This is a genomic window from Vibrio limimangrovi (assembly GCF_054064025.1).
In genome coordinates this window covers 1-15,811 of record NZ_JBSUGF010000014.1, presented here as the reverse complement: position 1 = coordinate 15,811, position 15,811 = coordinate 1, and the positions used below count along the sequence as shown (strand labels likewise).

Sequence of the window (15,811 nt, the reverse complement as noted above, 5' to 3'; positions counted from 1 at the left end):
TTGTTCTTCCAACTCCCCTCTCTTTTTGAGGGGAGTATCATCTTGAGACCTATCCATGTTTCAACTATCTAATATTCAGATTGTTCGAGGTGGACGTCAAATCCTCGCAATCGAACAACTCAACATTCCAACCAATGCGCTTACTGTCGTACTCGGTCACAATGGTTCCGGGAAATCGACATTAGTCAATTTGCTCTCAGGTCAAATGGCACCAGACAAAGGCAGTGTTGAACTCAACGGCCAATCCCTCTCATCCCTAAAAACCAAAGAACTGGCAAAACAAGTCGCCTATCTGCCGCAGAAATTGCCCTCTTCAGCAGGTTTAACGGTTGAAGAACTGGTACGCCTAGGCCGTTTTCCCTGGCGTGGAGCACTCGGACGTTGGAACTCAGAAGATAAGCAGATTATTGCGCAGGCTATGCAGTGTACCGGCGTGACTTCATTCGCTCAGTCTCTGGCTGATGACTTATCTGGCGGTGAACGTCAAAGAGCTTGGGTATCCATGTTACTCGCTCAACAGTCACCAATACTGATCCTTGATGAACCGACTTCAGCACTTGATGTTCACCATCAGTTTCAGCTCATGGCGTTACTCGCGGAACTCAATGAAACCGAGAACGTTGGCATCATCGTAATCCTTCACGACCTGAATCTGGCCTTACGATATGCAACTCATATCGTGGCTCTCAAAAAAGGTCACATCGCTTTTGAAGGCAATGCCGAAATGCTTCTCGACGAACAACGTTTGTCCGCACTTTATGAGTCGCCAATTACCTTGATCGACCACCCTGCTCCGGCTGATACGCTTGCCAGTCGTAAGGTTGCGGTTGTATGCGCTTAGTCAGGAGTGTACTAAAAAATCTCGGTATAAGCGCAATCCTGATTGGATCTTTACTAGTCCAGGCTCAGGCTAGGATAACTATTACCGACGACTACGGCACCCACACATTTGAGCAAGCGCCTCAACGGGTGGTTGTCTTAAACTGGGATATTCTCGAACAGGTGCTTGCGCTAGATGTAGAACCCATAGCAGCACCAAATTTACCGGGATACCGTCAATGGGTTGTTAACCCTTATGCTCCAGAGTCGATTGAAGACATTGGCACACGAGCAGAGCCTAACTTAGAGAAAATTGCCAGTTTGAAACCGGATGTGATTCTCGCAGCCTCTCCGCAGCAGGATTTAATCCCGCTGCTTAAGCAAATTGCGCCCGTGATCTATCTACCAAACTTTTCGGAACAAGAAGAAGCGGCAGACACCGCTATTCGACATTTTCGCACACTAGGAAAACTACTTGAAAAACAGAGCCTTGCAGAAGATAAGTTGACAGCTTTATTTCACTCGTTTGAACAGCTGCGTTCGCGCATCCACCAATATTACCCACAGCCACTAGAAGTACTAGTGATGCGTTTTTCTACTCCTAATTCTGTATTTCTTTCCACAGAAAACTCGACTACTGACTATGTTGTTGAACAACTGGGCTTAAGCAGCCCGATAAAAGAATCAGCGCGTGCCTGGGGAATAAAACAAGATCGAATTAACCGTCTTCAGGATCTCAAAGATAGCTACATCCTCTATGTGCAGCCTTTCCCCCAAGAAAAGAAATTGAAAGACTCTCCTCTTTGGCAAGCGATGCCATTTGTTAAAAAACAACACGTCAATTCCGTAAAAGCCGTTTGGGCATATGGTGGTGCTATGTCTCTGCAATATATGGCCGAAGCGATAACCGACAGTTTGATTGAGTTGGCACAAGAACAATGAGAATGAAACAATACATAGGTTACCTTGCACTGATTTTATTGCTCAGCATTTTGAGCCTGCAACTTGATACAAGTTTAACAGCCATTGAGCAGTGGAATTTGTTAACACAACAACAGCCTGCCAGCGAATTTCGTGACGTATTCTTCATGCAATCTCAGTTGCCGCGGTTGTGCATTACGCTACTGGTCGGAGCTATGCTCGGTTTAACAGGCAGTTTGATGCAGCAATTAACCCAGAACCATTTAACCTCACCACTCACATTAGGCACTTCATCTGGTGCCTGGCTTGCGCTTGTCGTAGTGAATATCTGGTTTGTGGATTGGGTGGCGGATTACTCGGCTCTGGCAGCAATGGCAGGCTCACTTATCGCGTTTGGACTGATCGTATCGATTGCCGGCATTCGAAATATGACAGGATTGCCTCTCGTCGTATCGGGGATGGTCATCAACATTCTGCTTGGTTCAATCGCAACCGCCATTATCATTCTTAATACACAATACGCGCAAAATATCTTCATGTGGGGTGCCGGTGACCTCTCGCAATACAGTTGGGACTGGTTTGAATGGCTATTACCACGCTCAGCAATTGCGCTCATTATTATTCTGATTGCCCCGCGTATACTCACGCTTCTTAAACTCGGACAAGAAGGCGCAGCTGCCAGAGGTTTAGCGGTGCTTCCAGCATTTGGTGCACTAATGGTCATGGGAATTTGGCTGGTCTCGGCTTCGATCACCGCGGTGGGTATCATCAGCTTTATTGGTTTATTAACACCCAACATCGCTCGAGCTATGGGCGCGAGAACACCTCGCGAGGAATTGATAAGCAGCTTGCTACTTGGTTCTGTATTACTACTTGTAACAGACTCGCTCGCCATCACATTGAGCCTGTGGTTTAAAGAGACAATCCCTAGTGGTGTGGCCGCCGCAGTCATTGGCGCTCCTGCGTTGATATGGTTTACTCGTAAAAAACTAACAGTGACCGATCAGCTCAACCTTTCTATGAGTCAGGGGAAGATTCAGCTATCAAAACTGACAATCTGGAGCATTATCGCGCTGAGCATAGCTGGCATACTTGTCTATTCACTGATTACACACGGATCGAATGGAATCCAAATAGCGCTGCCAGGTGAATTTCAGTGGCAGCTACGTTGGCCACGTATGATGACAGCGATATCAGTCGGCATCGCACTTGCTGTTGCAGGGATCATTTTGCAACGTATCGTTTATAACCCTCTAGCCAGCCCAGATATTCTTGGTGTCTCTTCCGGCGCTACATTCGCCATCATTATCACAGGAGTGTTGTCAGGATCGCTTCTTTCTTCTTTTAGCTGGGGCGTGGCTTTTTTGGGTAGCTTGGCGGTATTAATGCTTCTGCTATTTATCGGTAAACGAAGCCAGTTCAATCCTTCTAACTTTGTCTTGTCCGGTATTGCACTATCTGCACTTCTACAAGCACTAGTTCAATTTGCCCTAGCTCAGGGATCAGGTGACAGCTACAAGATCCTTTTGTGGTTAACAGGGTCAATTTATAGAGTGACTTCCCAAACAGCAATTATGCTAATGATTTCTGTATGCGTGCTGGTTATCGGCGTGCTAGCTATTTCGCGATGGCTGACCTTAATTTCGATTGGTCGCGCATTTTCCAACGCCCGAGGTTTAAACCCTTCAACGGCCAACAGTGTGATGCTGACTATCGTTGCCTTGTTGTGTGCCTTTTCTACCGCAACGGTAGGGCCAATTGCATTTGTGGGCTTAGTAGCTCCTCACATGGCAATCATGCTGGGCGCGAGAAAAGTAAAACAACAACTTTTGGTTGGCAGTTTAATCGGTGCGACACTTATGCTTTGGGCTGACTGGCTTGGACAGATTGCCATTTATCCAAGTCAAGTTGCAGCGGGTACCTTAGTCGCAATTTTAGGTAGTACTTACTTCCTATTCCTGATGCTCAAAAGTAAGTTTAGCTAGATCAACAAAACCCGCTCTCAACAAAGCGGGTTTTATTTTATATATGGGTTATTTGATCTCTGGCGGAAAACGTTGCTCATAGAGCTCCATAAAGTCTTGGCGAATCAGATGTTCCAAATGATTGGCTTTGTCCGTTGGGCAGAAAATCATCACGTGAACTATCTGCTCGCCCGTCGCATTACTAGAAATATGAATGTGTGGTTCCGCTCCAGGAAGGTCAACACCCGCATGTTTTTCAATCATAGCATTGTAGCGATGTGCTACATCACTGAAGTAACGACAATGCTCCTCAATTTTCTCTGTCAGCGGCGTAAGTAAAGGATATAAGTTGACAAACTCACGGACCACTACCGAAAAATTATGGTAGACATATCGCTTCATAAAATTAAGGTTTTTTACCGGAAAAGTAAAAAACATGCTATTTGGCAAAGTAGCGGTTTTACCCGTGTAATGGTATTGACCATGGTGAAGATCGATTTCTTGAATCACAGTAGCCATCATGTTGTGTTCAATCACTTCACCACATAACTTACCCACTTCAATCCAGTCACCAACTCGGAAAGAACGTGAACTCGCTCTTTGGATAGAACCCGTAAAACAAAGAATAATTTCTTTTGAAGCCACTACGATGGCAACAGCAATCGCTGTCACACTTAACGCGAATTCGCTAATTTCAGATTGCCAAAGCACAAAAAGAATCAGCAGCGTGATGATAAAGGTGCCATTTTTGGTCCTCGACATCCAACTGCGCTGTTTTTCTGTAAGTAACGTATGCTCACCACGAATCATGGCGAGAATAGAACGACGAATGAACCACACTGCGATAAGAATTAGCGTGGTAAATAACATTTTATGGGTGAGCAGAAAATCGACAACCAACAGTACTTTCTCCATTACCCAGCTCCCTTTTGATTAGATTATTATTTTTTGATTAGGTACATACCCGTGGAGGAAGCAACCATAGCAAATTATCTGGTTGGTTGTCCGTGCTAACGCACTTTAAATTAAAGAAATTTTTACCCAAATGAGATCAATAAGTTTGATTCACGGTAAATATTTGAATGGTGTTAGTTTGAAGTAAATTAGAAGTTAATGGGGAAGGCATACCCCTCCCCTTGACGGTTACTCTTCTCTAAACGCGCGGTTCATACTTTCTGTCAGTGGTTTTAGCAAATAACTCAGCGGGGTTCGGGGCTCTGACAAAATCAGCACTTCAGCATTCATTCCTGAAGTGAGGCGATATCTTGTCGTATCTTCGTCAGAAATAGCAATTCTGGCCAAATAGAAATCCTCTTGATTTTCATCAGAGAGCTTATCTGCTGAAATGGTGAGCACTGTACCATCCAATGGAGCCAGGCTACGTGCGTTAAAAGCAGTAAGTCGAATTCGAGCTTGTTGACCAACACTCACTAAATCAATATCTTGAGGATTCACTTTGGCTTCCACCAATAACTTGTCATCTTGTGGAACCAGTTCTAATAACGTTTGCCCCGAACCAATCACGCCCTTTTCCGTAAAGACCTGCATATTAACGACACGACCAGATATAGGCGCTTTAATTGAAGTCCTTGCCACAATATCCTGGGCAGAATGGTATTCCTCACGAACAGCCACCATTTCAGTTTGGGTGTCTCTTAACTGTTCAACAATTTCATTGAGTCTTTCAAGTCTCAACTCTTCTATCTGGGCCTGACTCTCATCAAGCCGTTTACTGACCGTCAACGATTGCCTATCTAACTGACTAAGATCGCTCCGGACTTCAGCAGCAAGACGCTTGAGTTGTAGTAAGGTTGATTTACCTGAAAAACCTTTTTGAACCAATGCTTGGTTACTATCGATTTCTTCTTCAATAAAATTAAGTCTTTCTCTTTCAATGAGTTTAGTTTGCTTTAAGTTTTCTAGCTCTAGGTTCGCTCCGGATATACTCTGTTCAATAATACTGAGCTTGCTATCAAAGAAGCGTTTTCTGGCCTCAAATATATTGTTTTGCACCAACTGTGCTTCGCGCACAACTTCCGTTCGAGTGATGCTATCAAAGGCGTCTGACCAAATGATCGTCGGCAGATCGTCTAACTCTGAACTCAGGCGATTTTCTTTGGCGAGTGTATGGATGAACTGCCCACTTAGCGCATCCAATTTAGCCATGGGTTGACGCATAGAGAGTTGAATCAGTAGCTGGCCTTTCTCTACCAAATCCCCTTCCTGCACATAAAGCTTGTCAATAATCCCACCTTCCAGATGCTGGATTTCTTGTCGTTTAGACAGAACGGATAAATCACCGTATGCTATCGCAGCACTTTCTAACTTTGCGGTCACCGCCCAATAACCTAAGCCACCTATAAAAAGAAAAGTAGCCACCAAGGCAAGCAAAATAGGTTTTCTGTAACTTAGCTTGGGTTCCGGGCAATAGCGATACACACTCTCGGTGGAAAGCTCATTGACTGCTGGCAGTTGATTGCTCATTGGTCACCCTCGGTATGTCTGTCTTATCTTTACCCATTAAACGCTTCAGTACTTCATCGCGTGCGCCATATAGTTGGGCACGTCCATCTGCCAAATAAAGTAACCGATCCATCTGCCTTAGTGTGCTCGCGTTGTGCGCTATCACAATAGTGGTTGAACCTTGTTCTTTTAAATGTTTAATCAGACGTTGAAACGCGGCCTCACCTTCTCCGTCCAGATTGGCGTTTGCCTCATCGAACACCGCTACTGATGGATCACCATATACCGCGCGCGCTAGAGCGATTCTCTGACGCTCTCCTCCAGAGAGACCCCTACCATGTTCTCCAATCTTAAAGTCATAGCCTTTATTCTTTTTGAGGATCAACTCATGGCACCCAGCCAACTGTGCTGCCCGAATCACTTTTTCTGGATTCTCTTCTTTAAACCGGGCGATATTCTCTCTAATCGTACCGGGGAAAAGTTCCACTTCTTGCGCAAGATAACCAAAGTGAGCACCACGATCCTCAGGGGCCCAGGTCGAAACCTCCATACCATCCAGCGTCACTTTTCCCGCAGAAGGTTTAATATTTCCGAGTAGCAACCGCGCTAATGTTGATTTGCCTGTACCCGAAGGGCCGATAAGTCCAATCGAAGATCCAGCCGGAATAGATAAAGAAATTGACGAAAGTACGGGTTCTGTTGAGCCAAAATGTCGATAAGTGAGCCCTGTTAGTTCATATTGACCCTGAGGTTTAGGTAACGGCATATCAGACTCTTCTGGTCGCACAATTTCATCAATCTCCATTAAGCGTTGATATGAATGCCTAGCTGACATAGCGCCTCGCCATGTACCGATTGCTTGTTCCATAGGGGATAACGCCCTGCTCATAAGAATGGAACTGGCGATCATGGCACCAGCGGTGATTTCATGTTGAATAACTAACCATGCTCCGCCTCCAAGTAATAAGACCTGCAGTGTACTGCGAACAAATTTAGACAAATTGGTGATATAAATGGTTTTCCCTGCCACCTTTTCTTCAAGTAAATTAACTTGGCCAGAACGTGATTGCCACCTTTCCAGAAACGCATTCATCATTCCCATTGCAAGGATGGAGTTGGAGTTTTGAGTAGCAAGTTCAGCATCATTTATTTGGGTGAGCGCTTTAACCTCACTTTCTCGAATTGTCTTTTTAGCCATAAACTCATTGAGTATACCCAACCCAAAAAGAACAATAGAGCCAAACAATGCGATATGCCCCAATAGAGGGTGAAGCAGATAGACGAAAAATATAAACAATGGCGTCCAGGGTGCGTCCAGTAATGGGTAAGGTGCTTGACTACTTAAAAATCCTTTGATGTTTTGAATGTCTCTAAGCACTTGAGAAGTGAAACTTTTACCAGTATGTGATTGATATTGAATACTGCGTTTGAGCATAAACGCAGAGAGTGTCGTATCCATCCAATAGCCAAACGACTTGCTCATCTGGGCACGAGCAATATCAACAACTGACATAGTAAACAGAGCAGCCACTACAATCACAGTAAGCACAACTAATGTATCTATTGAGTAGGAAGAGAGAACTCGGTTGTACACTTGCATCATGTACAACGGAATAGAAAGAATGAGCAAATTGATAAAAAGACTAAAGCCAATTAGCAAACTCATCAGCGCAAATAGTTTATGTCGGACTAGTTTGAAAACCGTTTTATGCACGATATTTTCCGTTTATATCGAAAATACAGAGCACTAGCGTACCTAGTACTCTGCTTAACATCCTAAATAACAAATAAATCAGCGCCGTAGGTGTCGATATCTGTCTCTGTAATACCAATAAGTTTTACGGTTAAGTCAGCACCGTCAGTAAACACTGCATTACCAGCCGCATCGTAGCTAAAACTTAAGTCAGCAAAATCAGTTACTGTGGAACTGTTAATACGAATGGTATCCTCGCCGATGGTAAAGTCAGCAATTTTTGCTTCGCCGTGACCACCAAATTTATCAGTAAACACAAATATGTCACTACCAACTCCGCCAACCATAAAGTTGTCACCGGAACCAGCAACCAATATATCGTCTCCGACACTACCATTTAGCGTATTGTTACCAAGAAGCCCTAGCAATATATCATCGCCAAAGCCGCCGCCCAGATAGTCATCACCGGTGCCACCTCTTAGAATATCGTTTCCAGCACCACCGATTAAGCGGTCATTGCCAGCACCACCAATCAATAAGTCGTTACCAGCACCGCCAACAAAAACGTCATCGCCGCCGAATCCAATAAATAGATCATCGCCACCCTCGAAGTCAGAGATTTCATCTACTTCTGGTGTACCTATATAAATGCTCATTTTTCACTCCCTTTGCCTAGGCTCAATAATTGATTAGACCCTTTATTTCTGTCTGATTTGGAATATTTGCAGACATGAGAAGTCTAGTAGGCAAATGAAGGTGCACGAGTTTGAATAAGGAATGAATTTTAAAGCTAATACTAATTTAATGACTTACAAAACGTAGTACTTTATTTTTTTATGTTACTACTATCTCTAATACTACAAATTCCTTTTCGCCCAACTCGTTGCTTGGGTTCTATTCTTTACTTCTAATTTTCTAAAAATGTTATATAAATGTGATTTAATTGTGTGCTCGCTAATAAATAATGAATCTGCAATCTCCATATTAGATCCGCCATCTTTTAACATTTTCAATACCTGGATCTCTCGTCTCGTCAGCTCTACTTCTACCGCTGGCTCGACAATAGGATCCATTTCTTTTCCTTTATAATAACACACCAATTCTTCCAGAAGCCTGCGAGGAAGCCAGTTGTCGCCATGGATAATTGAACTCAATCCTTGGCATACCCTGTCCATGGAATCTTTGGGACCAAAAATTCCCTTAACATTAGGCCAAGAGGCTAATTCTTCAATATCGAGGTCGTAGCTCAAATTGAACATGACCGTTCCTAATACTTTATTACTATTTTTTACATAAACTAAAGTTTCAGAATTCATATCAACAGAAAAATCAACCAATAGAAAATAACGTTCTGGAATACGTTCATGATAACTAGGATTTTTAGAATCTAAGATCGTTATCTTGGTCTCAGTATTTTTAGCAAGCATTACTTTGAAGTTTTCACTCTGTAAGCTTTGCTGGGTGATCATTAGGACTTCCGGCTTTTCCGTTTGCTGTTCCATAATGTGTCTCATACTTTCATTGATTTAATATCCATGAATTAGTAGTAAATCATTAGCTATCTAATCCTTCTAAGTATTATGAGGGATAGAGTAAAGTTATTTCGGTTAGTTTAAAATTCAAAAATAATTAAAAATGGAAACAAAAAAAGCGTTTCTCATAAAAGAAACACTTTTTCCAGTACTTAAGATTCGCCTAATATAAGTCAAGTCTAAATTAGTATGATGATATTTCTGTAAATTTAGACAGACATCGAATATTCCGAAATATTTTCTTTCGCCCAGATAAGGGCCTGAACTCTATTTTTAACGTCAATCTTCTTAAAAATATTATGCAAGTGTGTTTTTACAGTGTTCTCACTGACAAATAACTGCTCGGCAATTTGTTGATTCGATGCCCCCATCGAAAGGAAAGTGATTATCTGACGCTCTCTTTTGGTCAAAATCGTTGGGACATTCTTGTTAAGGGGCCTGCTGTTCTGGCGTAAGTGTGTAATGTACTGCTGAGAAAATTTTCGGCTGAACCACATATCCCCTCTCAGGATCTTATCGATACCTGTTTGCAAGGTCTGGATATCATCTGACGTATAAAAAACACCCGCTAAAGTATGCCAGATAAAAAGGTCATCGGTAGAAATAGACTTATCACAGTTTATCAGGATTTCCCGAATTCCTTTGGCTTCAGATGCCTTGAAGTCCATATAACGAGCATGTGTATCTTCGGTAACAATGCTGAAGTCTAAAATAATCGCAGAGATATGTTGATCCTTGACGGACCAGTTGGCAAGGTTTTCTGGAGTTATCAAAATAACGTTTATACCGAGTTTCGTTTCTAAAACATCTTTCAGTAAAGACGACTGCAAACTGCCCTCAGTAATTAAAATGATATTCCTTATATTATGATGCTCCATCCCGCTTGCATTCCTTAGTCATTTAGATTGAATCTGTGTAATAGATTTGGATAGAGCGCTAATATTGTCAAGTATGAAAACAACTAATACTAGTGATTAATAGATTGATACTTCTATGGTTTTTTATTCAAATGGCGATATTAATAAACTAAAAAAGGGAGTAAATACTCCCTTCTTATCAATGGATTGGCACTGCGTTCTTCTGATTAAACTGACCAAAATGCTGCTCTAGAACCTCTGGTGTCAGTTTACCTTCCGCTTCTAGTTTCTTCAGCTCAGCTACGATCGCCTTTTGCTCTTCCAGCGAAGGCAATTTTACTTCTTCTTCCTGAGCAACTTCTTGAGAAATTTGCTCTAGCTCTTGTTCGAAGTCATTCATAATACTTACCTAAATTTAGTCATTGAACGGTTAACTTTGTCTATTCTATCCAAGTCTGGCGGCTGACGCTACCAAGCATCTAAACGACAAGGCTGAAATGACGGAATAGTCAGACTGTCTCTTCACTACGACCAGAATTCCAACCGCTCTTGTCACATCCGCAATACGCCGAGTCGTTGCCCATTATTAGACGAAACACCTACAATACGTTGTCATTCTAAGCCATTCCTTGATCTAGCTGGCTTGCAATCTTTATAGTACCCCAATATTGAAAAGATAGTTTTCAATCTCGCACTGGAACTTTTTCCTGATGCCGAATGACCAATACTGATAACTAAAATTAAAATCAAATGGATATCGAGAGTCCACAACATGCATAAATCTAACTTCGAAACTCTTCAACGATACCTAGAGTCTCAGATCATTGGCCAGCAGGATCTGGTCAAGCAATTGTTGATCGCCCTTCTTGCCGACGGACATATTTTGGTCGAAGGTCCTCCTGGATTAGCAAAAACCCGTGCCGTTAAATCTTTGTCAGACTGTGTTGAAGGTGACTTCCACCGCATTCAGTTCACTCCCGATTTGTTACCAGCCGATTTAACGGGTACCGACATTTACCGACCAGAAACAGGCCAATTCACGTTTCAGTCAGGTCCTATTTTCAACTCACTCATTCTCGCAGATGAGATAAACCGGGCACCAGCCAAAGTTCAGGCTGCCATGCTTGAAGCCATGGCAGAGAAACAGGTGACTGCAGGACGACATACCTATCCGCTGCCGGATTTATTCCTAGTAATGGCGACTCAGAACCCCATTGAGCAGGAAGGTACTTACCCGCTTCCAGAAGCGCAACTCGACCGCTTCTTGCTGCACTTAGAAGTGAATTACCCTGATGCCGAGCATGAATTAGCAATTTTGCGCATCAATCGAGGTGAAGCAAAAGGCGAAGCAGCACTCGAGCGTCCGAGCATCAGCCAACAAGATATTTTTACAGCACGAAATGAAGTACTCGATATCCATATGGCCGAAACCATTGAGCAGTACATCGTACGACTCGTGATGGCAACTCGACAAGCGAACAACTATGACAGTGAACTCGATAAATGGTTAGCAATGGGCGTCAGTCCTCGCGCTACGATTGCCCTAGATCGTTGCGCCCGAGCTCATGCCTGGCTAAATGGGCGTGATTTTGTTTCACCGGAAGACGTGCAGACGATGGCTTACCCAGTGTTGCGTCACCGACTGCTATTGAGTTATCACGCTCAAGCTGAAGGCATTACCGCGAATCAAGTCATCGACAAGCTACTTAATCTTGTAGGCAGTGCATAAACAGGTAAGTGATATGTCTGTAATAGAATCATTACCACCTCATGCAAATGGGGTGACATTAACACTCGAAGAACTGCTGCATTACCGAACTCAATCGGTACGCTGGCTACCACCCGCGCAAAGCATCTGGTCACAAATGAGTGGCAACCATTCCAGCCGCCAGAAAGGTCGTGGTATGGACTTTATGGAAGTTCGCCAATACCAAGCCGGAGATGATATTCGCAGTATCGATTGGCGAGTGACCGCACGCACAGGAAAAGCCCACACAAAACTGTTTGCCGAAGATAAAGAGCAAGCCGTGATTTTGTACATAGACCTGTGTTCTAGCCTGCACTTTGGTTCACGTTATGTCCTAAAGTCCGTACAACTGGCTCATTTTGCCAGTGTGTTAATTTGGCTCACCCTGGCGAAAAAAGACCGTATCGGCGCAGTCATTGATGATGGTCAGCAATGTTTGGAATTTCGCCCCTCTTCACTTCAAAAGCAGGGACTTCGCATTCTCAATGCCATACTCAGCACACACAATGCGCACTTCGCCAGCAATGAAAAAGGTGACGAACGTTCTATGCCTTATTCAGAGGTCTTCGAGTCACTTCATACGTTAACACCAAAAAGCAGTGAGCTGATCTTACTCAGTGATTTTGCGCAAATGGGTGAAAAAGAGTTAGCGCAATTACGCCGACTCAAGCAACACAACAGCGTGAGAGCCATTCAATTTTATGACCCGTTAGAACGAGGAGACACAAACTTCCGAGGACAAGTAAAAGCATCTGACGGCCACCGGAGCCAATGGTTTAATTTCGGCTCAAAAGGACAAAGGAAAGAGCTCGAATCGCACTTTATAAATCACCAAAAATCCATCAAGCATCTGTGTCATTCGATGGCGATTCCATTTAACAGCTTGTCCAGTGGCTCTCCATTGATTCAACAATTAAGCTAGCAAGCCATAATTAACTTAAGCAGTAACAACAATGACAACAAATACCCAAAACCTAAACCTTGAACCATTGATATTGCCTAACGCCCCAGAGTGGTTCCCACTTGCATGGGGTTGGTGGGCCGTATTAGTGGGCATCTGTATTATCGTTTTGAGCTTATACCTTTACTTTAAATGGCGTACCAAGCGCCTGCTTGCCAAAAGAACCGCTTTAAAGCTTTTAACGCATTCTGTAACACCCCATACGCCTTCTTCCGCTTTGGAGATTTTACGTCAGGCTGCGTTGAGCTACTTCCCTCGTGAGGATATCGCACCGCTGACTGGATCAGCATGGTATGAATTCCTTGATAATCATACTGACGAAACCCGATTTGTAGACAAACAACAACAGTGGCAAGCCGCGTTGTATCAGAAATCCCCTTTAGGGCAGCATCAAGATCTCATTGATGATTGTGCTTTCTGGATTAACCACGCATTGCCGCCGAAGAAAAAGGCCAACACCCGTGACTGAAGCCTCATTCATGACGGACATTAACCATTGGTTGAATATTGAGCTTGTCTGGTGGTGGGCACTCTTTTTGTTGCCCTTACCACTGCTGATATACAAGCTTTTGCCACAAGAAAGCCATCAAGCAGAAATTAAGCTGGCTTATCTGCCTGACAACACACACCACGGTAAGCCCAAACAATTACTGCAAAAATCCTTGTGCATTGGTATTTGGATTCTGATTGTTATCGCCTGTGCACGTCCCGTTTGGTTTGGTGAACCCGTAGAGTTTCAACCCAAATACCGTGACTTGATGTTGGTCGTAGACCTTTCGGGTTCAATGCAAAAAGAGGACATGAACGTTGATGGTGAGTACACCGACCGACTCAGCGCCGTGAAAAAAGTCTTGTCTGATTTTGTTGAGAAACGTAAAGGCGATCGCTTAGGTGTTGTACTGTTCGGTGACCACGCTTATCTTCAAACTCCCCTGACGGCAGACAGGGAAACAGTCATACAGCAAATCAACCAAACAGTTATCGGTTTAGTAGGCCAAAGAACGGCAATGGGCGACGGTATTGGCTTAGGAACCAAAACTTTTGTCGATAGCGATGCACCTCAGCGTGTCATGATTTTACTTAGCGATGGTAGCAACACGGCAGGCGTGCTTGATCCGGTTGAAGCAGCAGAAATTGCGAAAAAATATAACGCCACCATTTATACCGTTGGTGTTGGTGCGGGTGAAATGATGGTGAAAGACTTTTTCATGACTCGTAAAGTCGATACTGCTGCCGATCTTGATGAACAAACCTTAACCAAGATTGCCGAACTAACTGGAGGTCAATACTTCCGCGCAAGAGATACAGACCAACTTAAAAGTATCTACGAGACCATTAACCAATTAGAACCCGTCTCGATCGACACACAAACATGGCGACCTCAATCCGAGTGGTTCCCATATCCATTGGGCAGTGCTCTGTTGCTTTCTGTATTGTTATTCTTCCTAAGGAGAAAACATGGCTGAGTTTATCTTCCTCAATCCATATTGGCTCATTGGACTTATCGTGATACCTATTGGGCTGATTTTAAATAGCAAGTTCGCAGAAAAAAAGTCTTCCCTGATTGCACCGCATTTAGCCAAAATACTCGGACATTCAGTGCAATCGAAGCACTACTTTATCATTTGGGGAATCTCATGGTCCTTGGCCTGTATTGCACTGGCAGGACCAAGTTGGCAATCCAATGAACGCCCGAGCTTTAAATTGAGTCAAAATCGTATGTTGGTGCTTGATATGTCACGCTCAATGTACGCTACGGATATAAAACCGAATCGACTCGCGCAAACGCGTTATAAAGCTCTGGACTTACTGCCAAACTGGAAAGAAGGCTCAACAGGTCTTGTCGCTTATGCAGGTGATGCATACAGCTTGAGTCCGCTCACGACAGACTCAAACACATTATCAGTAATGATAGAGAACCTGTCCCCGGAGTTGATGCCTTTTCAGGGGGCTAATCTGCCTTCTGCAATTCAGTTAGCGTTAAATCAGTTCTCTCAGGCAGGAACCAATCAAGGCGACATCATTCTTTTAGCTGATGATCTCGACGATTCAGAACTGGATAGCGCACTGGAGTTATTAAAAAATAAACGTTTCCGAGTGTCTGTACTTGCGATCGGGACAGCAAACGGAGCACCTATCGCCTTGCCAGATGGCTCTCTGCTCAAAAATAGTCAAGGCACAACGGTCGTCGCGAAAACAAACCTGAAAAACTTACAGAAGTTAGCCAATAACACAGGTGGACTCTTTGTCCCGATTCAATATAGCAATCGTGACGTTGAAAGCATCGCCGCTTTTACCAATAATTCGAGTAGCCTTGCAGCCAAGCAAAACGACGAAGTGAAAACTGGCTCTAGAATGAACGACGGGTTCTGGCTATTGCCATTGTTATTGCTGCCTGCCGCGCTGCTATTTCGACGTGGTGTACTTTGGCTATTTATCGCAGGACTCACGCCTATGACTTGGACAGCTAAAGTTGAAGCAAATCCATTCCTAAATGAAAACCAACAAGGTGCGCAGCTCTATCAGCAGGGGGACTTTGAAAAAGCACAACGCCTTTTTACTGACTCAAATTGGAAAGGGGCTGCGAGTTATCAGATCGGTGATTACGAGTCTGCTATCAAAGCATTTGCGGATAATCCTTCAACCGAAGGCCGCTATAATCTGGCGAATGCGCTGGCGCAAAATGGTCAGCTCGAAGAAGCCGCAGACTTATACAAAGCCTTAATTAAAGAACAGCCTGATTTCGACGCTGCAAAGAAAAACCTTTCGGTTGTGGAGGAGAAACTGAAGCAACAGCAGCAACAGCAGCAACAGCAACAGCAGCAACAGCAACAGCAGCAACAGCAGCAGCAGC

15 protein-coding genes are annotated in these 15,811 nt (G+C 43.8%); 8 read left to right on the top strand and 7 right to left on the bottom strand.

Features of this window, described 5'->3' with window-relative positions:
* Window positions 1-55 precede the first annotated feature (55 nt).
* The 3 genes from ACWYU8_RS18405 to fhuB are packed head-to-tail and all read left to right on the top strand — an operon-like array spanning window position 56 to window position 3,725.
* Window positions 56-841, top strand: a complete 786-nt coding sequence (locus tag ACWYU8_RS18405) for an ABC transporter ATP-binding protein (protein WP_457521183.1) — start codon at window positions 56-58, stop codon at window positions 839-841.
* Window positions 832-1,761 (top strand): iron-siderophore ABC transporter substrate-binding protein, encoded by a 930-nt coding sequence (locus ACWYU8_RS18400; RefSeq protein ID WP_457521182.1) that lies wholly within the window; start codon window positions 832-834, stop codon window positions 1,759-1,761. Before ACWYU8_RS18405 ends, ACWYU8_RS18400 begins: the two co-directional genes overlap by 10 nt.
* On the top strand, window positions 1,758-3,725 hold the full coding sequence (gene fhuB, locus ACWYU8_RS18395; RefSeq protein ID WP_457521181.1) for a Fe(3+)-hydroxamate ABC transporter permease FhuB: 1,968 nt from the start codon (window positions 1,758-1,760) through the stop codon (window positions 3,723-3,725). Before ACWYU8_RS18400 ends, fhuB begins: the two co-directional genes overlap by 4 nt.
* Window positions 3,726-3,773: 48 nt before the next feature.
* On the opposite strand, the gene ACWYU8_RS18390 is transcribed toward fhuB, so the two are convergent.
* The 7 genes from ACWYU8_RS18390 to ACWYU8_RS18360 form a co-directional block, all read right to left on the bottom strand.
* Window positions 3,774-4,619: a mechanosensitive ion channel family protein gene (locus tag ACWYU8_RS18390; RefSeq protein WP_457521180.1), complete on the bottom strand. Its 846-nt coding sequence runs from the start codon at window positions 4,617-4,619 to the stop codon at window positions 3,774-3,776.
* A gap of 228 nt (window positions 4,620-4,847) precedes the next feature.
* Window positions 4,848-6,188, bottom strand: a complete 1,341-nt coding sequence (locus ACWYU8_RS18385; RefSeq protein WP_457521179.1) for an HlyD family type I secretion periplasmic adaptor subunit — start codon at window positions 6,186-6,188, stop codon at window positions 4,848-4,850.
* The gene (locus ACWYU8_RS18380) at window positions 6,160-7,881 is read right to left on the bottom strand and encodes a type I secretion system permease/ATPase (protein WP_457521178.1); all 1,722 of its coding nucleotides are present in this window, start codon (window positions 7,879-7,881) and stop codon (window positions 6,160-6,162) included. The genes ACWYU8_RS18385 and ACWYU8_RS18380 overlap by 29 nt, the downstream gene beginning before the upstream one ends.
* Window positions 7,882-7,943: 62 nt before the next feature.
* Complete coding sequence (locus tag ACWYU8_RS18375; protein ID WP_457521177.1) at window positions 7,944-8,516, bottom strand: calcium-binding protein; 573 nt, start codon at window positions 8,514-8,516, stop codon at window positions 7,944-7,946.
* A gap of 201 nt (window positions 8,517-8,717) precedes the next feature.
* Window positions 8,718-9,374 carry a LuxR C-terminal-related transcriptional regulator gene (locus ACWYU8_RS18370; protein ID WP_457521176.1) on the bottom strand — a complete coding sequence of 219 codons (657 nt, stop codon included), beginning with the start codon at window positions 9,372-9,374 and terminating at the stop codon, window positions 8,718-8,720.
* 227 nt (window positions 9,375-9,601) lie between these two features.
* On the bottom strand, window positions 9,602-10,270 hold the full coding sequence (locus ACWYU8_RS18365; RefSeq protein ID WP_457521175.1) for a LuxR C-terminal-related transcriptional regulator: 669 nt from the start codon (window positions 10,268-10,270) through the stop codon (window positions 9,602-9,604).
* Between the two features lie 178 nt (window positions 10,271-10,448).
* A complete protein-coding gene (locus ACWYU8_RS18360) occupies window positions 10,449-10,649 on the bottom strand; it encodes a restriction endonuclease subunit S (RefSeq protein ID WP_444493717.1) in 201 nt (66 codons plus the stop codon).
* Window positions 10,650-11,021: 372 nt separating this feature from the next.
* Here ACWYU8_RS18360 and ACWYU8_RS18355 point away from each other — a divergent pair, with 372 nt between their 5' ends.
* The 5 genes from ACWYU8_RS18355 to ACWYU8_RS18335 all read left to right on the top strand — a co-directional run.
* Window positions 11,022-11,978 carry an AAA family ATPase gene (locus tag ACWYU8_RS18355; RefSeq protein WP_457521174.1) on the top strand — a complete coding sequence of 319 codons (957 nt, stop codon included), beginning with the start codon at window positions 11,022-11,024 and terminating at the stop codon, window positions 11,976-11,978.
* A 13-nt stretch (window positions 11,979-11,991) separates the two neighbouring features.
* Window positions 11,992-12,918, top strand: coding sequence for a DUF58 domain-containing protein (locus ACWYU8_RS18350; RefSeq protein WP_457521173.1), 927 nt, complete (start codon window positions 11,992-11,994; stop codon window positions 12,916-12,918).
* 31 nt (window positions 12,919-12,949) lie between these two features.
* The gene (locus ACWYU8_RS18345; protein WP_457521172.1) at window positions 12,950-13,426 is read left to right on the top strand and encodes a DUF4381 domain-containing protein; all 477 of its coding nucleotides are present in this window, start codon (window positions 12,950-12,952) and stop codon (window positions 13,424-13,426) included.
* A gap of 10 nt (window positions 13,427-13,436) precedes the next feature.
* Window positions 13,437-14,423 (top strand): vWA domain-containing protein, encoded by a 987-nt coding sequence (locus ACWYU8_RS18340; protein ID WP_457521214.1) that lies wholly within the window; start codon window positions 13,437-13,439, stop codon window positions 14,421-14,423.
* Window positions 14,416-15,811 (top strand): VWA domain-containing protein (locus tag ACWYU8_RS18335; protein ID WP_457521171.1); only part of this gene is annotated, 1,396 nt, incomplete at its 3' end. The genes ACWYU8_RS18340 and ACWYU8_RS18335, both read left to right, overlap by 8 nt.